Origin of the sequence: Streptomyces shenzhenensis (genome assembly GCF_003688995.1) — a bacterium.
Classification (GTDB): domain Bacteria; phylum Actinomycetota; class Actinomycetes; order Streptomycetales; family Streptomycetaceae; genus Streptomyces; species Streptomyces shenzhenensis_A.
In genome coordinates, this window is record NZ_PENI01000002.1 from 456,209 (window position 1) to 476,946 (window position 20,738).

Annotated in this window: 14 protein-coding genes; 7 read left to right on the forward strand and 7 right to left on the reverse strand. The window is 72.6% G+C overall.

The annotated features are described in order from the left end of the window. Positions 1-27 precede the first annotated feature (27 nt). From trpB to lgt, 4 genes are all read left to right on the forward strand, one after another. Positions 28-1,287 (forward strand): tryptophan synthase subunit beta, encoded by a 1,260-nt coding sequence (gene trpB, locus CTZ28_RS04960; protein ID WP_121887975.1) that lies wholly within the window; start codon positions 28-30, stop codon positions 1,285-1,287. Continuing rightward, on the forward strand, positions 1,284-2,102 hold the full coding sequence (gene trpA, locus CTZ28_RS04965; RefSeq protein ID WP_121887976.1) for a tryptophan synthase subunit alpha: 819 nt from the start codon (positions 1,284-1,286) through the stop codon (positions 2,100-2,102). The genes trpB and trpA overlap by 4 nt, the downstream gene beginning before the upstream one ends. Before the next feature lie 766 nt (positions 2,103-2,868). After that, the gene (locus CTZ28_RS04970) at positions 2,869-3,645 is read left to right on the forward strand and encodes a DsbA family protein (RefSeq protein ID WP_121887977.1); all 777 of its coding nucleotides are present in this window, start codon (positions 2,869-2,871) and stop codon (positions 3,643-3,645) included. Positions 3,646-3,727: 82 nt separating this feature from the next. Further along, complete coding sequence (gene lgt / locus CTZ28_RS04975) at positions 3,728-4,810, forward strand: prolipoprotein diacylglyceryl transferase (RefSeq protein ID WP_121887978.1); 1,083 nt, start codon at positions 3,728-3,730, stop codon at positions 4,808-4,810. A 56-nt stretch (positions 4,811-4,866) separates the two neighbouring features. Here the strand turns inward: lgt and CTZ28_RS04980 are convergent, their stop codons facing one another. From CTZ28_RS04980 to CTZ28_RS05005, 6 genes are all read right to left on the reverse strand, one after another. Beyond that, the gene (locus CTZ28_RS04980; RefSeq protein WP_121887979.1) at positions 4,867-5,682 is read right to left on the reverse strand and encodes an HpcH/HpaI aldolase/citrate lyase family protein; all 816 of its coding nucleotides are present in this window, start codon (positions 5,680-5,682) and stop codon (positions 4,867-4,869) included. After that, on the reverse strand, positions 5,679-6,872 hold the full coding sequence (locus tag CTZ28_RS04985) for a CaiB/BaiF CoA transferase family protein (protein WP_121887980.1): 1,194 nt from the start codon (positions 6,870-6,872) through the stop codon (positions 5,679-5,681). Before CTZ28_RS04985 ends, CTZ28_RS04980 begins: the two co-directional genes overlap by 4 nt. 61 nt (positions 6,873-6,933) lie before the next feature. Beyond that, positions 6,934-8,550, reverse strand: a complete 1,617-nt coding sequence (locus tag CTZ28_RS04990; protein ID WP_121887981.1) for an ADP-ribosylglycohydrolase family protein — start codon at positions 8,548-8,550, stop codon at positions 6,934-6,936. After that, a complete protein-coding gene (locus tag CTZ28_RS04995; protein ID WP_121888110.1) occupies positions 8,538-9,713 on the reverse strand; it encodes an ADP-ribosylglycohydrolase family protein in 1,176 nt (391 codons plus the stop codon). The genes CTZ28_RS04990 and CTZ28_RS04995 overlap by 13 nt, the downstream gene beginning before the upstream one ends. After that, the gene (locus CTZ28_RS05000; protein WP_259471476.1) at positions 9,710-10,870 is read right to left on the reverse strand and encodes an ADP-ribosylglycohydrolase family protein; all 1,161 of its coding nucleotides are present in this window, start codon (positions 10,868-10,870) and stop codon (positions 9,710-9,712) included. Before CTZ28_RS05000 ends, CTZ28_RS04995 begins: the two co-directional genes overlap by 4 nt. After that, positions 10,834-12,057, reverse strand: a complete 1,224-nt coding sequence (locus CTZ28_RS05005) for an ADP-ribosylglycohydrolase family protein (RefSeq protein WP_121887983.1) — start codon at positions 12,055-12,057, stop codon at positions 10,834-10,836. Before CTZ28_RS05005 ends, CTZ28_RS05000 begins: the two co-directional genes overlap by 37 nt. 239 nt (positions 12,058-12,296) lie before the next feature. Here CTZ28_RS05005 and CTZ28_RS05010 point away from each other — a divergent pair, with 239 nt between their 5' ends. From CTZ28_RS05010 to CTZ28_RS05020, 3 genes are all read left to right on the forward strand, one after another. Then, complete coding sequence (locus CTZ28_RS05010; RefSeq protein WP_121887984.1) at positions 12,297-13,028, forward strand: VIT1/CCC1 transporter family protein; 732 nt, start codon at positions 12,297-12,299, stop codon at positions 13,026-13,028. Between the two features lie 372 nt (positions 13,029-13,400). Beyond that, on the forward strand, positions 13,401-17,996 hold the full coding sequence (gene gltB, locus CTZ28_RS05015) for a glutamate synthase large subunit (protein WP_121887985.1): 4,596 nt from the start codon (positions 13,401-13,403) through the stop codon (positions 17,994-17,996). Continuing rightward, a complete protein-coding gene (locus CTZ28_RS05020; RefSeq protein ID WP_121887986.1) occupies positions 17,989-19,449 on the forward strand; it encodes a glutamate synthase subunit beta in 1,461 nt (486 codons plus the stop codon). The genes gltB and CTZ28_RS05020 overlap by 8 nt, the downstream gene beginning before the upstream one ends. 380 nt (positions 19,450-19,829) lie before the next feature. On the opposite strand, the gene CTZ28_RS05025 is transcribed toward CTZ28_RS05020, so the two are convergent. Continuing rightward, positions 19,830-20,735, reverse strand: a complete 906-nt coding sequence (locus CTZ28_RS05025) for a chitosanase (protein ID WP_121887987.1) — start codon at positions 20,733-20,735, stop codon at positions 19,830-19,832. Positions 20,736-20,738 lie beyond the last annotated feature (3 nt).

Below are 20,738 nucleotides of genomic sequence, written 5' to 3' on the forward strand. Positions count from 1 at the left end.
TCCACAAGCTCACCGTGAGGTTTCCGCATGCCCAGCGAGTTCTTCATCCCCGACCCGGAGGGTCGGATCCCCAGTGCCGAGGGCTACTTCGGCGCGTTCGGCGGCAAGTTCATCCCGGAGGCGCTCGTCGCCGCCGTGGACGAGGTCGCCGTCGAGTACGACAAGGCCAGGCACGACCCGGAGTTCGCCCGCGAGCTCGACGACCTCCTGGTCCACTACACCGGCCGCCCGAGCGCGCTCACCGAGGTGCCGCGGTTCGCCGAGCACGCCGGCGGCGCCCGGGTGTTCCTCAAGCGCGAGGATCTTAACCACACCGGCTCCCACAAGATCAACAACGTGCTGGGCCAGGCCCTGCTCACCAAGCGGATGGGCAAGACCCGCGTCATCGCGGAGACGGGCGCGGGCCAGCACGGCGTCGCCACCGCCACCGCCTGTGCGCTGTTCGGGCTCGACTGCACCATCTACATGGGCGAGATCGACACCGAGCGGCAGGCCCTGAACGTGGCCCGGATGCGCATGCTGGGCGCCGAGGTCGTCGCCGTGAAGTCCGGCAGCCGCACCCTGAAGGACGCCATCAACGAGGCCTTCCGGGACTGGGTCGCCAACGTCGACCACACCCACTACCTGTTCGGGACCGTGGCCGGACCCCATCCGTTCCCCGCCATGGTGCGCGACTTCCACCGGGTGATCGGCGTGGAGGCACGCCGCCAGCTCCTGGAGCGGGCGGGTCGGCTTCCCGACGCCGCGGTCGCCTGCGTCGGCGGCGGCTCCAACGCCATCGGCCTCTTCCACGCCTTCATCCCGGACACCGGCGTCCGCCTCGTCGGCTGTGAGCCCGCCGGGCACGGCGTCGCCACCGGCGAGCACGCGGCCACCCTCACCGCGGGCGAGCCCGGCATCCTGCACGGCTCCCGCTCCTTCGTGCTCCAGGACGACGAGGGCCAGATCACCGAGCCGTACTCGATCTCGGCCGGCCTGGACTACCCGGGCGTCGGCCCCGAGCACTCCTACCTCAAGGAGTCGGGCCGCGGCGAGTACCGCGCGATCACCGACGACGCGGCCATGCAGGCGCTGCGCCTGCTGTCGCGCACCGAGGGCATCATCCCGGCGATCGAGAGCGCCCACGCGCTCGCCGGTGCCCTGGAGGTCGGCAGGGAGCTGGGCCAGGACGGGTTGCTCCTGGTCAACCTGTCCGGCCGCGGCGACAAGGACATGGACACGGCCGCCCGCTATTTCGGCCTGTACGACACCGACGCGCACGCCGAGACCGAGGGGGACGCCAAGTGAGCGGGAACATCCAGCTGCTGACCGACACGCTCGCCGCCGCGAAGGCGGAGGGGCGGTCCGCCCTCATCGCCTACCTCCCGGCCGGGTTCCCGACCGTGGACGGCGGTATCGAGGCGATCAAGGCCGTCTTCGACGGCGGTGCCGATGTCGTCGAGGTCGGGCTGCCGCACAGCGACCCGGTCCTGGACGGCCCGGTCATCCAGACCGCCGACGACATCGCGCTGCGCGGCGGCGTCCGGATCGCCGACGTCATGCGCACCGTCCGGGAGGCCCACGAGGCGACCGGGAAGCCCGTCCTCGTCATGACCTACTGGAACCCCATCGACCGCTACGGCGTGGCACGCTTCACCGCCGAGCTGGCGGAGGCGGGCGGTGCGGGCTGCATCCTGCCCGACCTGCCGGTCCAGGAGTCGGCGCTGTGGCGCGAGCACGCCGCGAAGCACGACCTCGCGACGGTCTTCGTGGTCGCCCCCAGCAGCAGGGACGCCCGGCTCGCGGAGATCACCGCGGCCGGCAGCGGCTTCGTCTACGCCGCCTCGCTGATGGGCGTCACGGGCACCCGCGAGTCCGTCGGCGCGCAGGCCCAGGACCTGGTGGAACGCACCCGCGCCACCGGCACCGACCTGCCCGTCTGCGTCGGCCTAGGAGTCTCCGACAGCACCCAGGCCGCCGAGGTCGCCGGCTTCGCCGACGGCGTGATCGTCGGCTCGGCTTTCGTCAAACGAATCCTGGAAGCACCGGACCACCCCACCGCACTGACAGCCATCCACAAACTGGCCAAGGAACTGTCCCAGGGCGTACGCAAACAGCCATAGAACCAGCAGCATCCCCGCGCCCCGATGGCGTGGCGGCCGAATGACGGGGTGTTGACGGGCACGGCGTTCGCCGATTGGTTACCGGCCGCGCCCCGAAAGGGGCGCGGGGAACGGCGCAACCAGCCACGACGGCGCCGCAGCCGAACGACGAGGCATTGGCCGGTTGCCGTGCTGTGGTGGCGCCCCGAAGGGGGTGCGGGGAACGGCGCGATCGGCCACGACGGTGCCGCGGTCGAACGACGGGTGTTGGCTGGTGCCGGCGTTCGCTGATCGGTTGTCGGCTGGGGTGGTGCCCCGAAGGGGGCGCGGGGAACGGCGCGATCGGCCACGACGGCGCCGCAGCCGAACGACAGGTGTTGGCCGGTGCTGGCGTTTGCTGATGGGTTGCCGCGCTGTGGTGGCGCCCCGAAGGGGGCGCGGGGAACTGCGCGATCGGCCGCGATGGCGCCGCGTCCGAACGACGGGTGTTGGCCGGTGTCGGCGTTTGCTGATGGGTTGCCGTGCTGGGGTGGTGCCCCGAAGGGGGTGCGGGGAACTGCGCGGTCAGCCACGATGGCGCTGCGGTCGAACGACGGGTGTTGGCCGGTGTCGGCGTTCGTCGATCGGTTGCGCCCCGGAGGGGAGTCGCGCGATCAGCCACGACGGTGCCGCAGACGAACGACGGCCCATCGCCGCCCCACCCGCGGAGCGCGGAGCGCCCGTCACTCGAACGGGTGGACCTCGCACCGCGAAGGCGCACTGGGCCTCCCCGGTTCGTTCTGGGGGTGTGAGCGAGAAGAATCGTGACGGAAAGCGCAACGCCCGTGAGCGACTGGCGGTCGAGCGAGAGAAGCAGAAGTCCGCGGAGAAGCGGCGCCGCGCGCTGATCGTGGGCGCGAGCGTGCTCTGCGTGCTCGGGCTCGCGGCAGTGATCGGCGTGGTCGCCGCGAACGCGGGCAAGGAGAAGAACAGCGCCAGCTCGGGCCCGGTCGTGGCACCCTCCGGCGCACAGGGCAAGGACGGCCTCGCCATCCCGGTCGGCAAGGACGACGCCAAGTCCACGCTCACGGTGTGGGAGGACTTCCGCTGCCCGGCCTGCCAGGTCTTCGAGACGGCGTACCGCCCCACGCTCCACGAGCTGGCCGACGCCGGCAAGCTCAGAATCGAGTACCACCTGGTCACGCTCATCGACGGCAACCTCGGCGGCAGCGGCTCCCGGCGCGCGGCCAACGCGGCCGCCTGCGCCCAGGACGCCGGAAAGTTCCGCGAGTACCACGACATGCTGTACACGAACCAGCCCAAGGAGACGGACGACGCCTTCTCCAGCGATGCCAGACTGATCGAGCTGGCGGGCAAGGTGGACGGCCTCGACACGCCCGAGTTCCAGAAGTGCGTCAAGGACGGCACGCACAATAGCTGGGTGGCGAAGTCCGACAAGGCCTTCGCGTCGGGCGGCTTCACCGGCACGCCGACCGTTCTGCTGAACGGCAAGAACATCTACCAGGACCAGTCGCTGACCCCGGCCAAGCTCAAGCAGATGGTGGAGGCGGCCGACAAGGGGTGAGTGATTCTCACTCGCCCGTTATGGACCCGTAGCCGGGCTGACTGCCGTGTGTCCGGCCCGGCACGGTAGCGTCGACCCTGCCATGGAACTTGCCTACATTCCCAGCCCGTCGCGCGGGGTGCTGCATCTCGGCCCGATTCCGCTGCGCGGCTACGCGTTCTGCATCATCATCGGCGTGTTCGTTGCCGTCTGGCTCGGCAACAAACGCTGGGTCGCCCGCGGGGGCCGCTCCGGCACGGTGGCCGACATCGCCGTCTGGGCCGTGCCGTTCGGCCTCATCGGCGGTCGGCTCTACCACGTGATCACGGACTACCAGCTGTACTTCAGCGAGGGCCGTGACTGGGTGGACGCCTTCAAGGTGTGGGAGGGCGGGCTAGGCATCTGGGGCGCGATCGCGTTCGGCGCGCTGGGCGCGTGGATCGGCGCCAGGCGCCGGGGCATCCCGATGCCCGCGTACGCCGACGCCGTCGCCCCCGGTATCGCCCTGGCGCAGGCGATCGGACGCTGGGGCAACTGGTTCAACCAGGAGCTGTACGGGCGCGAGACGGACCTTCCCTGGGCGGTGCACATCACCTCCTCCTCGGGCGGCCGGGTGCCGGGCTACTACCACCCGACGTTCCTGTACGAGTCCCTGTGGTGCATCGGCGTCGCCGTCCTGGTCATCTGGGCCGACCGGCGCTTCAAGCTGGGCCATGGCCGGGTGTTCGCCCTGTATGTCGCCGCGTACTGTGTGGGCCGCGCCTGGATCGAGTACATGCGCGTCGACAGCGCCCACCACATCCTGGGCCTGCGCCTCAACGACTGGACCGCGCTGCTCGTCTTCGTGCTGGCGGTGGTGTACATCGTCGTGTCGGCGAAGAAGCGGCCCGGCCGGGAGGCCGTCGTGGAACCGGGCGCCGTCGCGGATGCCGAGGGTTCGGTTCCCGGCGCGGAGCCCGGGTCCGGCACCGCGTCCGACGGTGAGACGAAGGACGAGACGCAGGACAAGGCACAGGACGCGACGGGGGACGAGGCGCAGGACCGGACGAAGGACGGGGCGGACGCCGAGGCCGGCGACCGGGCCGAGCCGGAGGCCGGGACCGCCGGGATCCCCGAGGGCCGGGCCGAGGTCGCCGAGGTTCCGGAGGCGAAGGACGAGGCGGAGTCGGCCACGAAGAAGAGCTGACCCACGGTCGTACGGCAGCGAGGGCGCCCCGGATCACGGGGCGCCCTCGGCGTGTCTCATGGCTTGCGGGCCGCCGAGGACAGCGTCCGCCGGGCCGCCGCCACCACGGCCGCGTCGATGAACCGGCCGTCCGGCAGCGCCTGGGCGCCGCGCTCCGTCGTGGCCGCCTTCACGATCGTCTCGGCCTGTTCCAGCTCCGCCTCCGTGGGCAGATAGGCGCGCTCGATGATCGGCAGCTGACGCGGGTGGATGGCGGCCCGGCCTAGGAAGCCGAGGGCGCGGCCGTGGGCGCAGGAGGCGGCGAGGCCCGCCAGGTCGCGGATGTCGGGGTGGACCGACTGGGGCGGCGGCGCGAGCCCGGCCGCCCGCGCGGCGACGACGACCCGGGAGCGGCACCAGTCGAGGCCCGCGTCATCGCGTACGCCCAGGTCGGCCCGGAGGTCCGCCTCGCCGAGGGAGATGCCACGCAGGGCTGGGTGGGCGGCGGCGATGGCGTGGGCGTGCTCGATGCCCAGGGCGGTTTCGAGGAGGGCGTACAGCCGATGCCCGGTGGCCTCGGCGGCGCGCACCACCTCGTCGGCGGAGGTCACCTTCGGCAGCCGTACCCCGGACACGCCCGGCAGCCCGGCCGTCGCCCGCAGGTCGGCCGCCGCCCATGGCCCCTCCGTGCCGTTCACCCGGACGTGGACCTGCACAGGCTGGGGCTCGGACAGGAGGTCGACGGTCGCCGCGCGGGCGTACTCCTTGCGGTCCGGGGCGACCGCGTCCTCCAGGTCGATGACCACCACGTCCGCGCCGCAGGCCAGCGCCTTGGCCACCACATGCGGGCGGTCGCCCGGGACGTACAGCCAGGTGAGCGGGAACGGGATCACAGGGCGCCCTCCTCGCGCAGGGCGTGGAGCTCCGCCGGGGTCAGGCCGAGCTCGGTCAGGACGGCCTCCGTGTCCGCGCCGTGCGGGCGGCCCGCCCAGCGGATCTCGCCGGGGGTGGCGGAGAGCCGGAAGAGGACGTTCTGCATGCACAGCGGGCCCAGTTCCGGGTCGTCGACGGTGGTGATGGTGCCCAGCGCGGCGTACTGGGGGTCGGACATCACGTCCCGTACGTCCTGGACCGGTGCCACCGCTGCCTCCGCCTTCTCGAAGGCGGACACCACCTCGTCGCGGGTGCGGGCGGCGATCCAGCGGCCGACCGCCGTGTCGAGGACGTCGGCGTGCGCCGCTCGTCCGGCGCCGGTCGCGAACCACGGCTCGTCGATCAGGTCCGGGTGGCCGACCAGGTCCATGATGCGTTCGGCGACCGACTGGGCGGAGGCGGAGACGGCGACCCAGGCGCCGTCGGCCGTGCGGTAGGTGTTGCGCGGGGCGTTGTTCTGGGAGCGGTTGCCGGTGCGCGGCTGGACATGGCCCAACTGGTCGTACCAGATCGGCTGCGGGCCGAGGACGGTCAGGATCGGCTCGATGATGGCCATGTCGACGACCTGGCCCTCGCCGGTGCGCTCCCGGGCGGCCAGGGCCGTCAGCACCGCGTACGCCGTGGCCAGCGCGGCGATGGAGTCGGCGAGGCCGAAGGGCGGCAGCGTCGGGGGCGCGTCCGGCTCGCCGGTGATCGCGGCGAAGCCGCTCATCGCCTCGGCGAGGGTGCCGAAGCCGGGGCGGCGCGCATACGGCCCGAACTGGCCGAAGGCGGTGACCCGGGTGAGGACGAGGCGAGGGTTGACGGCGGACAGCTCGGCCCAGCCCAGGTCCCATTTCTCCAGCGTGCCGGGGCGGAAGTTCTCGATCACCACGTCGGCGGTGGCGGCCAGCCGCAGCAGGGTGGCACGACCGCCGGGCTTGGACAGGTCCAGGGTGAGGGTGCGTTTGTTGCGGCCGAGCAGCTTCCACCACAGGCCGACGCCGTCCTTGGCGGGGCCGTGACCGCGGGACGGGTCGGGCTTCGCCGGGTGCTCGACCTTGATGACCTCGGCGCCGAAGTCACCGAGCAGGGTGGCGGCGAGGGGACCGGCGAACAGCGTGGCGAGATCGAGGACGCGCAGGCCGTGCAGGGGCTGGGGCGCGTTCATGCGGCGTACGGGGCCCGCTGCGGGACGGGTCCGGTGGCCGCGCTGCCGGGTGCGGTGGGGGTCATGGGCGGGTCGCCTCCAGGTGGGTGAGGTGGGCGAGAGCGTCGAAGCCGATGCCGTCGAAACCGGTGACGGAGGTGGCGAGGCGGTTCTTGAGGGGGGCCGTCCAGCGGTCGGGCAGGGCGGCGGGGGTGCCGGCGAGCAGGCCGGCGATGCTGCCCGCGGTGGCGCCGTTGGAGTCGGTGTCCCAGCCGCCCGACACGGCGCGGCAGACGGAGCCGGTGAAGTCGCCGTCCGCGTGGGTGAGGGCGGCGGCGATCAGGGCGGTGTTGGGGATGGCGTGGACCCAGTGGTAGATCGCGGAGTGGCGGGCGTGCAGCGCGTCCACGACCTGGTCGAAGTCCGGGTGTTCGGCGGCGAGCCCGACGGCGTGGCCGAGGGCCTCGGCCAGCCGGGAACCGGGCGGCACCACCGTGCGGCCGACACGCAGGCAGGCGTGCACGTCGAGGGTTCCGGTGGCCGCGGCGGCGATGGTGGCCGCGGTGAACATCGCCGCGTAGACGCCGTTGGCGGTGTGGCTGAGCACGGCGTCGCGGTGGGCCTGTGCCGCGGCGGCGCCCGGGTCGCCCGGGTTGGTCCAGCCGTGCAGGTCGGCGCGGATGAGGGCGCCGATCCACTCGCGGAAGGGGTTGTGGTGGCGGGCCGTGTGCGGGGGTTCGAGGCCGGCGAGGAGGTTGCGGTAGGCGATGCGCTCGGCGGTGAAGGTGCGGCCTGCGGGGAGTTCGTCGAGCCAGAGCCGGGCCAGGTCGGCGGTGTTGAACGCCCTGCCGTGCCGGCGGAGCAGCAGGAGCGTCAGCAGCGGGTGGTTGAGGTCGTCGTCCTCGGGCATGCCGTCGATGTTCTCGGCGAGCGAGGTGGTGGCCGAGCGGCGGTTCCAGGGGTGGGCCGCCTTGAGGTCGTCGGGGACCCCGCGGGCCGTGAAGTACGCGGCGAGGGGCCAGTTGCCGGTGGACCGCGCGAGCCGGCGGATGCCGTCGAGGGGGAGGTTCTCGACCGGCTTGCCCAGCAGACAGCCGACGGCCCGGCCCAGCCAGGCCGCTTCGAGCCCGAGCGGGGTGAGGGCCGTACGGCCGGCGGCGCCCCGCAGCCCACTCCCGTCCGGACACCCCGGGGCCCGGGGTCCCGCGGGCCCGCGATCCGGGAACCTGTGATCGGGGACCCGGTGATCCGGCGCGCGGTGCCCCGCCGGTCCGCCGGCCGTCGGTCCGCGCCCCGCCGGTCCGCCACCGCCCGGCCCACTGCCGGTCGGCACACCGCCCGCCGTCCCATGCCCCATCGGCCTGCGCGCCACCGGCCCGCGCCCCGTCGGTCCGCCACTCGGCGCGAGCGGTTCGGTCGGCCAGTCGGGGCACAGGGCCTTGATCCGCGCCAGCTCGGTCGGCTCCCGCTCGGCCGACGCGGCGGGCAGGTCGGCCAGCTCGTCCAGCAGGTCCTCCGCGAGCAAGCGGAGGTACCGCGACGCAGGCTGCGGGGAGGCCCCGGCCCGCATCGGCGCGGCACCGCCGCCCGCCGCCGTCCAGCGTGCCTCGATCGCCGCCGGCTCGCGCCCGTCCTGGCGCGCCTGGCGAAGCTCGTGGGCCACCAGGTCCTCCGGCTGGACCCAGGTCAGCCGGAGCATTCCGGACCCCCGAGTGCGGTGAACGCCCGCTCGTGGGCCCGGCGCCGCCCGACGTCCCGGGCGAAGACCTCCCGGGCGACCTCGGTGAGCGTCCGGGCCGGCGCCCACAGATCCAGCCGGCTCGCCTCCGCCACGGTCTTGGCCCAGTCCTCCGGGACGGGCGAGCCGAGGGCGCCGGCCAGCGCACCCGCCATCGTCGCGATCGAGTCGCAGTCGCGGCCGTAGTTGACCGAACCCAGGACCGCCTGCCGGTAGTCGCCGCCGGCCACCAGCAACATGCCGAGCGCGACGGGGAGTTCCTCGATCGAGTGCAGCCGGGACGGACGGCGGGCACCGAGGGACGGGGCGCGGTAGTCGGGGCCGACCGTGTCGTGGGGAGCCACCGCCTCACGCAGCGGGACCAGCGCCGACTCGATGTCGCGGTACCGGCCGGCCACCGCGCAGACCTCCTCGATCGCCGCCCGGGTGCCGTCCTTCGCCAGCGCCAGGCAGGCGGCCACGACCGACTCGGGGCTCGCGCCGGGTGCCGTGGCCGCCGCCACCGCCGCGGCGAGGACCCCGGCCGCCTCACGGCCGTACGACGACTGGTGCGCGCCCGCGACGTCCAGCGCCTCGGCGTACGCGCCCGCCGGGTTGGCCGCGTTGACCAGGCCGACGGGGGCCATGTACATCGCCGCCCCGCAGTTGACGATGTTGCCCGTGCCCGCCTCCCGGGGGTCCACATGGCCGTACGCAAGACGGGCCACCAGCCACTTCTCCGCCAGGAAGATCCGGTGCAGCGGCAGGGCCTCCGCCTCAAGCTCGGGGATCCAGCGGAGGTTCGTCATCAGGTCCGGGACCAGGTGGTCGGCGACGGCGTAGGCGTCCAGGTGGTCCCGGACCAGCGCGTACACCCGGACCAGCGCGTGGGTCATCAATGTGTCGTCGGTGACGTGCCCGTCGCCCTTGTGGTACGGGGCGATGGGGCGGGCGGTGCGCCAGTCGTCGCCGTGCCAGGGGCCCACGATGCCGTGCACACGGCCACCGTGGCGTTCGAGGATCTGCTCGGGCGAGTAGCCCTCGACGGGGCCGCCGAGGGCGTCTCCGACAGCGGCGCCGACGAGCGCCCCGGTGATCCGCTCGCGCAGACCCGTACCGCTGCCTTCATATGCTTCAGGCGTCATGATCCGGACCATCCTCTTGGCGCGGTCGGTTGGGCGGCTTCCAGGAGTTCGGCGAGTTCGACCAGGTCGGTGCCGGTGAGGCGGGGGAGCGCACAGCCCGAGAGGGTGCGGCAGGCGTCCCGCCACGCGGGTGGGATCGCCGCGCCGCCGCCCAGCGCCCCGGTCAGCGCCCCCGCCAGCGCGGGGGCCGAGTCGGCGACCCGGGACAGACAGGCCGCGGCGGGCACGGCCTCGGCGATCCGGCCGCGCGCGGCGGTGGCCAGGGCGAGGGCGACCGGGACCGTCTCGGCGGCGGCGATGCCGTAGCTGTAGACGTGGTCGACGATCTGGTGCTCCAGGAGCGGGACCAGGGCGAAGGCGGTCCCGGTGTCGTGGGCGAGGGCCAGCGCATGGCGGGCGTTGCGGCCGATCTCCGTTGTCGGGGGCAGCTCGCCGAGGGCCGCCGTCACACAGGTGTCCACGTCCGCGCCGGTGAGGGCCAGCGCGAGGGCGGCCGCCATCGCACGGGCGCCGTGCACCCCGTCGCCGTCCTGGGTGTAGCGGGCGTCGAACTCGGCCAGTTCGGCGGCGCGCCGGGGGTCGCCGCGGTGCGCGACGGCGAGCACACAGGCGCGTACGCAGGCCGCGTCGTCGAAGTAGTGCGGGTTGTCGTGGCCGGTGGCGGGCGGACGCAGTCCGGTGGCGAGGTTGCCGAGGCCGGCCCGGACCGAGATCCGGGCGCGCAGCGGCAGCACCGCGGACTCGACCTCGGGGGCGCGCTCGGCCGCGGCGGCGACCTCGGAGGCGACGGCGCTCCAGGTGAGGTCGATGGCGGCGCGGGTGCGGCGGTCCCGGCTCAGGTCCCCGAGCGCGCTGTCGTCGCCGGCGCGCAGCACCGCCTCGGCCGCGAACGCCGCCCACTCGGCGTCGTCGGAGGGGCCGAGGCACAGCGGCTCCGGGGGCTGGTTGAGCGCGATCGGCACGGGCAGCGTGGTCGTCGCGTTCTGCTCGGCGAAGGTGTCCAGCTCGCGGGTGAGGCGCCGCGTCCACTCGGGCATCCGGGCGGCCCGGTGCCGCGCCGCGGGCCAGCCGGCGGCGTCCCCCGCGGCCAGCCCCAGCAGCAGCCCCTCGATCCGGCGGTTCACGGCAGCACCTCCCCCCGCTCGGCCGGCGCGCACGCCGCGGGTACGTACGCCGCGGTGTCCGCGGGCGGCACGGTCGCCGTCTCCGCGGCCGGGCGGGGCTCGACCCGTACGGCGTCCGGGACGAGCCCTTCCGCGGTCCGCGTCACGAGGTCGCGCAGCGCACCGGGCGGTACGTGCGGTTCTGCTTCGCGTGGTTCGGGTGTCTCCCGGTTCAGGAGTTCCCGGGTCTCCGCGACCAGGAGGTCCGCCACGTCGAGCACGTGGTGGCCCGCCATGGAGGGCAGACAGGTGCCGCGGGCCGGGCCGATCGCCGCCGCCCAGTCGGCCGGGACGGCGCGGACGCCCTCGGTCGCGCCGGCCAGCGCGCCCGCCACGGCGGCGGTGGTGTCGGCGTCCCGGCCCATGTTGACCGCCGTCAGGACGGCCCGCCGGAAGTCGCCGTCGGCGGACGCGTACGCGCCGAAGGCGAGCGCCACCGCCTCGGGGGCGAGGTCGGTCCAGGGGTAGCCGCCGACGACGACCGCGGAGCGGACCGCGCGTTCGCCGCGGTGGGCGACGGCGGCCGCCCGGCGCAGTGAGCGTGCCGTCCACGAGTCGTCGGGTACGACGGCCAGGGCGGCGGCCACCACCGCGCTGACCGGCGCCCCCGCCATCGCCGCCGCCACCCCGGCGGCCACCGCCTGCCCGCCGTGGATGCCCTCGCCGTCATGGCTGACCGAGCCGTCGATCGCGACCAGCCGGGCCGCCTCGGCGGGGCGGCCCGGCGCGAACACCCCGAACGGGGCCGCCCGCATCGCGAGACCGTCGCTCCAGGCGTGCCGGTGCTGGGCCGAGATGGGCGCGGCCAGCCCCCGGCGGAGGTTCTCCAGCGTGCCCCGCTCGCTGAATCCCGCGCCCTTGAAAGGCCCCTCGTACCGGCTCGCGATCCACTCGTGCCAGGCCGCCTCCGCATGCTCCGGGGTGAGGGCGGAGCCGTGCCGGGCGAGCAGCAGCCCCGAGAAGATCGCGTACTCGGTGTCGTCGGTGCCGGACGGCCGTTCGACGACGTATCCGGTGATCCGGCCCCAGCGGGCCCGGATCTCCGAGGGCTTCAGGTTCTCCGCCGGGGCCCCGAGCGCGTCTCCCACCGCCAGGCCGAGCAGCGCGCCGCGCGCCCGTTCGCGGAGTCCGGTGGCGTCCCCGCGGGCCGGGACCGAGGGGATGCGGGCGATCGATGCCATGGGCGGCTCTCTCCGTGGGGCGGCTTTTGCGGATGTCTGCCACCGGAGCCGTCGACGCGAGCACCGAGGGCCCCAGCATCACCCGGTCGACATGTGCGCAGCTCTATGCACGTATGAGCAAAGAAGGTAAAGGCGCAGGTTAGCCCAGCCTTTCCTTGCTGGCGGGCGGGAAATCAAAGGCGTAGATTCGGTGTTGTCGAAAAGTAGAACCTGTCCAATTAAGCTCCTGGGGGACCCCTATGGCCATCATCGAGACCGAGGCCGCGCTGCATGAGGCGCACCGGGACAACCACACGCACCGGGACGTGAACGGCGGCTGGCTGCGCCCCGCCGTGTTCGGCGCCATGGACGGCCTGGTCTCCAACCTCGCCCTGATCACCGGCGTGGCCGGCGGCGCGGTCAGCCACCAGACCATCGTCATCACGGGGCTCGCGGGCCTCGCCGCCGGCGCCTTCTCCATGGCGGCCGGCGAGTACACCTCCGTCGCCTCGCAGCGCGAGCTGGTCGAGGCCGAGCTGGACGTCGAGCGGCGGGAGCTGCGCCGGCACCCGCAGGACGAGGAGAAGGAACTGGCGGCGCTCTACGAGACGCGGGGCGTCGAGCCGGAGCTGGCCCGCGAGGTCGCCCGGCAGCTGTCCCGGGATCCCGAGCAGGCCCTGGAGATACACGCCCGTGAGGAGCTGGGCGTCGACCCGGGCGACCTGCCGTCGCCGCTGGTTGCGGCGGTGTCCTCGTTCGGCTCCTTCGCGCTGGGCGCCCTGCTGCCCGTGCTGCCGTATCTGCTGGGCGCGACCGCGCTGTGGCCGGCCCTGCTGCTGGCCCTCGTCGGGCTGTTCGGCTGTGGCGCCGTGGTCGCCAAGGTGACCGCGCGGAGCTGGTGGTTCAGCGGCCTGCGGCAGCTCGCCCTGGGCGGTGCGGCGGCCGGTGTGACGTACGCCCTGGGCAGTTTGTTCGGAACGGCCGTAGGATAAGTCGGCTGGTAGCTGTGCGCTGGGCCGCATGAACAGCTGTTACCTCCTGGTTTCGAATGCTTAACCACTGGGCATGAGCCGTAAGCGCTGTGGGCAAGGACGCCTGCGGCGCATCCGCGGGATGGGCGATGCCGCTCCTCCCGCCCCCTCGGACCGATGGACATGGATCTGTCCCGACCGGTCCCCACATACTTCCGCCGCCGTGCGCGGCGACTCTGTCGCGCACCCCGGCGACGTCCGCATGCTGGAACGGACCATCCGGTTCCCGAGAGCCGTTCCATCGTGTAACCTGCACGAAATTTTGCACTCACGCAGAGGGCCAGCGTCGTCCCTCGGCACCGCATATGCCAGATGACGACGACGGGAGAGCCGATGCGTACGCCGCGCCAGCCGTCCCAGCATTCCACGAATGGCCGGAACTGGTCGTTCATGGATGCTCGCCCTGCTGCGCAGGGTATGTACGACCCCCGCAATGAGCACGACGCCTGTGGCGTCGGCTTCGTGGCCACCCTCACCGGTGAGGCGAGCCATGTGCTGGTCGAGCAGGCGCTCACGGTTCTGCGCAACCTGGAGCATCGCGGTGCCACCGGCTCCGAGCCGGACTCCGGCGACGGCGCGGGACTGCTCTCCCAGGTGCCCGACGCCTTCTTTCGTGACGTGGCCGGATTTGAACTCCCCGCGGCCGGGGCGTACGCCGTCGGCATCGCCTTCCTGCCCGAGGAGAACACCGCCGAGGCCGTCTCACAGATCGAGACGATTGCCCACGAGGAGGGACTGACCGTCCTCGGCTGGCGCGAGGTCCCGGTCGCCCCCGAACTGCTGGGCGCCACCGCCCGCTCGACCATGCCGGTCTTCCGGCAGCTCTTCGTCAGCGGGGGAGGCGCCGACGAGGGCATCGCGCTGGACCGCAGGGCGTTCGTGCTGCGCAAGCGCGCCGAGCGCGAGGCCGACGTCTACTTCCCGTCGCTGTCCGCGCGCACGATCGTGTACAAGGGCATGCTGACCACCGGCCAGCTCGAACCCTTCTTCCCCGACCTGTCCGACCGGCGCTTCGCCAGCGCGATCGCGCTCGTGCACTCCCGGTTCTCCACCAACACGTTCCCGTCGTGGCCGCTCGCGCACCCGTACCGTTTCGTCGCGCACAACGGTGAGATCAACACCGTCCAGGGCAACCGCAACTGGATGCGCGCCCGCGAGTCCCGGCTGGTCTCCGACCTCTTCGGCGACGGAGACCTGGACCGCCTCTTCCCGGTGTGCACCCCGGGCGCCTCCGACTCGGCCTCCTTCGACGAGGTGCTGGAGCTGCTGCACCTCGGCGGCCGCTCGCTGCCGCACTCCGTGCTGATGATGATCCCGGAGGCGTGGGAGAACCATGACTCCATGGACCCGGCACGGCGCGCCTTCTACCAGTTCCACGCCACGATGATGGAGCCCTGGGACGGCCCGGCCTGTGTCACCTTCACCGACGGCACCCAGGTCGGCGCCGTGCTCGACCGCAACGGACTGCGCCCCGGCCGCTACTGGGTGACCGACGAAGGCCTCGTCGTCCTCGGTTCCGAGGTCGGTGTCCTCGACATCGAGCCCGCGAAGGTCGTCCGCAAGGGCCGGCTGCAGCCCGGCCGCATGTTCCTCGTCGACACCGCCGAGCACCGCATCATCGAGGACGACGAGATCAAGGCGACCCTGGCCACCGAGCAGCCCTACGCCGACTGGCTGGAGGCCGGTGAGATCGAGCTGGGCGACCTGCCCGAGCGCGAGCACATCGTGCACACCCACGCCTCGGTCACCCGCCGCCAGCAGACCTTCGGCTACACCGAGGAGGAGCTGCGCGTCCTGCTCGCGCCGATGGCCAAGGCGGCCGCCGAGCCGATCGGCTCCATGGGCACCGACTCGCCGATCGCCGCCCTGTCCGCGCGCCCGCGCCTGCTGTTCGACTACTTCACCCAGCTGTTCGCGCAGGTCACCAACCCGCCGCTGGACGCGATCCGCGAGGAACTGGTCACCTCGCTGCGCTCCGCGCTGGGCCCGCAGGGCAACCTGCTCGACCCCACGGCCGCCTCCTGTCGCACCGTCGTGCTGCCCTTTCCGGTCATCGACAACGACGAGCTGGCCAAGCTCATCCACATCAACGCCGACGGCGACATGCCGGGCTTCAAGGCCGCGACCCTCTCCGGTCTGTACCGGGTCAGCGGCGGCGGCGACGCCCTCGCCGCCCGCATCGACGAGATCTGCGCCGAGGCCGACGCGGCCATCGGGAACGGCGCCCGGCTGATCGTCCTGTCGGACCGCCACTCGGACGCCGAGCACGCCCCGATCCCCTCGCTGCTGCTCACCGCCGCCGTCCACCACCACCTCATCCGCACCAAGCAGCGCACCCACGTGGGCCTGCTGGTCGAGGCCGGCGACGTCCGCGAGGTCCACCATGTGGCCCTGCTCATCGGCTACGGCGCCGCCGGGGTCAACCCGTATCTGGCGATGGAGTCCGTGGAGGACCTGGTCCGCGCGGGCACCTTCCTGCCGGGCATGGAGACCGAGAAGGCCATCCGCAACCTGATCTACGCGCTCGGCAAGGGCGTCCTGAAGGTCATGTCCAAGATGGGCATCTCGACCGTCGCCTCCTACCGCGGCGCCCAGGTCTTCGAGGCCGTCGGTCTGGACGACGCCTTCGTCGAGAAGTACTTCGACGGCACCGTCACCAAGATCGGCGGCATCGGCATCGACGTCGTCGCCCAGGAGGTCGCCGCCCGGCACGCCAAGGCCTACCCGGCCTCCGGCATCGCCCCCGCGCACCGCGCCCTGGAGATCGGCGGCGAGTACCAGTGGCGCCGCGAGGGCGAGCCGCATCTGTTCGACCCCGAGACGATCTTCCGCCTCCAGCACTCCACGCGCACCGGGCGCTACGACATCTTCAAGAAGTACACCGGGCGCGTGAACGAGCAGTCCGAGCGTCTGATGACGCTGCGCGGCCTGTTCGGCTTCGCCGCGGACCGGCAGCCGGTCCCGGTCGACGAGGTCGAGCCGGTGAGCGAGATCGTCAAGCGCTTCTCGACCGGCGCCATGTCGTACGGCTCGATCTCCCTCGAGGCGCACCAGACGCTCGCGATCGCCATGAACCAGCTGGGCGGCAAGTCCAACACCGGTGAGGGCGGCGAGGACCCGGAGCGCCTGTACGACCCGGCGCGCCGCTCGTCGATCAAGCAGGTCGCCTCCGGCCGCTTCGGCGTGACCTCCGAGTACCTGGTCAACGCCGACGACATCCAGATCAAGATGGCCCAGGGCGCCAAGCCCGGCGAGGGCGGCCAGCTGCCCGGCCACAAGGTGTACCCGTGGGTGGCCAAGACCCGGCACAGCACCCCCGGCGTCGGCCTGATCTCGCCGCCGCCGCACCACGACATCTACTCCATCGAGGACCTGGCCCAGCTGATCCACGACCTCAAGAACGCCAACCCGGCCGCGCGGATCCATGTGAAGCTGGTGTCCGAGGTCGGCGTCGGCACGGTCGCCGCGGGCGTCTCCAAGGCGCACGCGGACGTGGTCCTGATCTCCGGGCACGACGGCGGCACCGGCGCCTCCCCGCTGACCTCGCTCAAGCACGCGGGCGGCCCCTGGGAGCTGGGCCTCGCCGAGACCCAGCAGACGCTGCTGCTCAACGGCCTGCGCGACCGGATCGTGGTGCAGACCGACGGCCAGCTGAAGACCGGCCGCGACGTGGTCATCGCCGCGCTGCTCGGCGCCGAGGAGTTCGGTTTCGCGACCGCGCCGCTCGTCGTCTCCGGCTGCGTCATGATGCGCGTCTGCCACCTGGACACCTGCCCGGTCGGCATCGCCACCCAGAACCCGACCCTGCGGGACCGGTTCGCCGGCAAGGCCGAGTACGTGGTGAACTTCTTCGAGTTCATCGCCCAGGAGGTCCGCGAGATCCTCGCCGAACTGGGCTTCCGCTCCATCGAGGAGGCCGTCGGCCACGCCGAGGCGCTCGACGTCAGCCGGGCCGTCGACCACTGGAAGGCGCAGGGCCTGGACCTGGAGCCGCTGTTCCACGTGCCCGAACTGCCCGCGGGCGCGGTCCGCCACCAGGTCGTCGAGCAGGACCACGGCCTGGCCAAGGCCCTGGACAACGAGCTGATCAAGCTCGCCGCCGACGCCCTGGCCGCGGCCGGCGCCACCGACGCCCAGCCGGTGCGCGCCCAGGTCGCCATCCGCAACATCAACCGCACGGTCGGCACCATGCTCGGCCACGAGGTGACGAAGAAGTTCGGCGGCGCGGGTCTGCCCGACGACACGATCGACATCACCTTCACCGGCTCGGCGGGCCAGTCCTTCGGCGCCTTCCTGCCGCGCGGCGTCACCCTCCGTCTGGAGGGCGACGCCAACGACTACGTCGCCAAGGGCCTGTCCGGCGGACGGGTGATCGTGCGCCCGGACCGCGGCGCCGACCACCTCGCCGAGTACTCCACGATCGCGGGCAACACCCTCGCGTACGGCGCGACCGGCGGCGAGCTGTTCCTGCGCGGCCGCACGGGCGAGCGGTTCTGCGTCCGCAACTCCGGTGCGCTGGTGGTCTCCGAGGGCGTGGGCGACCACGGCTGCGAGTACATGACCGGCGGTCACGCGGTGGTCCTCGGCGAGACGGGCCGCAACTTCGCGGCCGGCATGTCCGGCGGCGTGGCCTACGTCGTCGACCTGAACCGCGACAACGTCAACGCCGGCAACCTGGACGCGGTCCAGGCGCTGGACGAGACGGACAAGCAGTGGCTGCACGACGTGGTGCGCCGCCACCAGGAGGAGACCGGCTCGACGGTCGCCGAGAAGCTCCTGGCCGAGTGGGACACCGCGGTCGACCGCTTCAGCAAGATCATCCCCAGCACGTACCAGGCAGTGCTCGCCGCCAAGGACGCCGCCGAGCGAGCCGGTCTCTCCGAGACCGAGACCCACGAGAAGATGATGGAGGCGGCGATCAATGGCTGACCCGAAGGGCTTCCTGAACCACGGCCGTGAGGTCGCCGAGACCCGTCCCGTCAGCGAGCGCGTCAAGGACTGGAAAGAGGTCTACGTCCCCGGCTCCCTGCTGCCGATCATCAGCAAGCAGGCCAGCCGGTGCATGGACTGCGGCATCCCGTTCTGCCACAACGGCTGTCCGCTCGGGAACCTGATCCCCGAGTGGAACGACTACGCCTACCGCGAGGACTGGGACGCCGCCTCGGAGCGGCTGCACGCGACGAACAACTTCCCGGAGTTCACCGGGCGGCTGTGCCCGGCGCCCTGCGAGTCGGCGTGTGTGCTCGGCATCAACCAGCCGCCGGTCACCATCAAGAACGTCGAGGTCTCGATCATCGACAAGGCGTGGGACGGCGGTGCCGTACGGCCGCAGGTGCCCGAGCGGCTGTCCGGCAAGACGGTCGCGGTGATCGGCTCGGGCCCGGCGGGCCTGGCCGCCGCCCAGCAGCTGACCCGGGCCGGCCACACCGTCGCCGTGTACGAGCGCGCCGACCGGATCGGCGGCCTCCTGCGCTACGGCATCCCCGAGTTCAAGATGGAGAAGCGGCACATCAACCGCCGTATCGAGCAGATGCGCGCGGAGGGCACCCGGTTCCGCACGGGCATCGAGGTCGGCCGCGACCTGAAGGCGACGGACCTGCGCAAGCGGTACGACGCCGTCGTCATCGCCGCCGGTTCGACGACCGCCCGTGATCTGCCGGTGCCCGGCCGTGAACTCAAGGGCATCCACCAGGCGATGGAGTACCTGCCGCTGGCCAACAAGGTCCAGGAGGGCGACTACGTCACCACGCCGCTCTCGGCCGCGGGCAAGCACGTCGTGGTGATCGGCGGCGGCGACACCGGCGCGGACTGCGTGGGCACCGCCCACCGCCAGGGCGCGGCCTCCGTCACCCAGCTGGAGATCATGCCCCGCCCGAACGAGGAGCGGAACAAGGTCAGCCAGCCCTGGCCGACCTTCCCGATCCTCTACAAGGTCACCTCGGCCCACGAGGAGGGCGGCGAGCGCATCTACTCGGCGTCCACCACCCACTTCGAGGGCGACGAGGACGGCAATGTCCAGTGGCTGCACCTGGCCGAGGTCGAGTTCGTCGACGGCAGGCTGACCCAGAAGCCGGGCACCGAGCGCCGGATCCCGGCCCAGCTCGTCACGCTCGCCATGGGGTTCACCGGCACCGACCGGGAGAACGGCCTGGTCGACCAGTTCGGCCTGGAGCTGGACGAGCGCGGCAACATCGCCCGCGACGCCGACTTCCAGACCGATGTGCCGGGCGTCTTCGTCGCCGGTGACGCCGGCCGCGGCCAGTCGCTCATCGTGTGGGCGATCGCCGAGGGCCGCTCGGCCGCCAAGGGCGTCGACCGCTTCCTGACCGGCGCCACCGACCTGCCGGCCCCGATCCACCCGACGGACCGCTCCCTGGTCTGACGAACCCCCACCAGACGTCCCGTACAAAGGCGTACGGAACACCGACGGCGCCTGCCCACCAGTCCCCGACCGGACACCCGGGCAGGCGCCGCCGTCTACCCACACCCGAAAGAGGCGCGGGGAACTGCACGCCGAGCCACGACGCACCCGCAGACAACGGACGACGCGCAACGGCGTTTCCGATGAAGCCCCGGGGACGATTCAGCACCCGATAGGGGCGCGGGGAACTGCGCGACAAGCCACGACGCACCCGCAGACAACGGACGAAGCGTAACGGCGTTCTGATGAAGCTCCGGGGATGATTAGGCGCCCGATAGGGGCGCGGGGAACTGCGCGACAAGCCACGACGCACCCGCAGACGACAGACCACAGACGACGCGCTACAGCACCTCGTACAACTCCCCGTACACCCGCCACCGCAAAGGCCTGCGCAGCTCCATGTTGCCGTCGTAGAGGAACTGCCGCTGGGCCGTGTCGATGCGGGTGGTGTCGATGCCGGGACGCTTGGCCCGCATCGCCTTTCGGCGGACGTCCAGGAAGATGTCGAGGTACGCCTTCTCGCGGCCGCCCTCGGCCGGGGTGTCGGCCTCCTTCAGGGCGCGTTCGCGCAGGCCGTAGAAGCCGTTCGGGCCGGTGCCGGGACCGTGGAAGACCATCGCGTCGTAGTAGACGAACTGGCCCAGCGTGCCCAGTCCGTCCAGTTTGGCGAGGCGGACGGCGGGGTCGAAGTAGGACCGGTCGCGCTCGGCTTCCTGGGCCGCGCGGAAGGCCGGGAGCCTCGACTCCGCCTTCCAGGCGGCGGTGAAGCCGGGGTCGAGACCCTCGTGCGAGTCCGTGCCGTCGACCTTGCGCAGGGCGGGCAGATAGCCGGCCAGACCGTTGCCCGGATGCGCCTTGGTGTAGCGCTCGACCAGGGTGAGCAGGTCGTGGGTTCCGGTGCAGAAGCCGATGATGCCGGCGGTGTAGCCCTGGCCGTCGCCGATGTCCTCGATATAGCCGTACGTGCTGCGCCAGTCCAGCGTGGAGTTCTCCGCGCTCGCCACGAGCTGCTGCGCCAGCTCCTTCTTCTCCGGCGCGGCGAGCCCCGGCGGGGCGTCCGCGATCACCTGGTCGTCCTGGGACTTCTCCGACTGCTCGGCCCGCGCCTTGGCGTCCGTGCGGGCCTGGGCGGCGGCGGAGGTGGGCTGGGGCGAGGACGCGCCCGAGTCGCCCGGCGTGGCCACGTACACCACCGCCGTGACGATCACCGGGACGGCCGCGAACAGCAGAATTCCGGCACGTTTCATGAC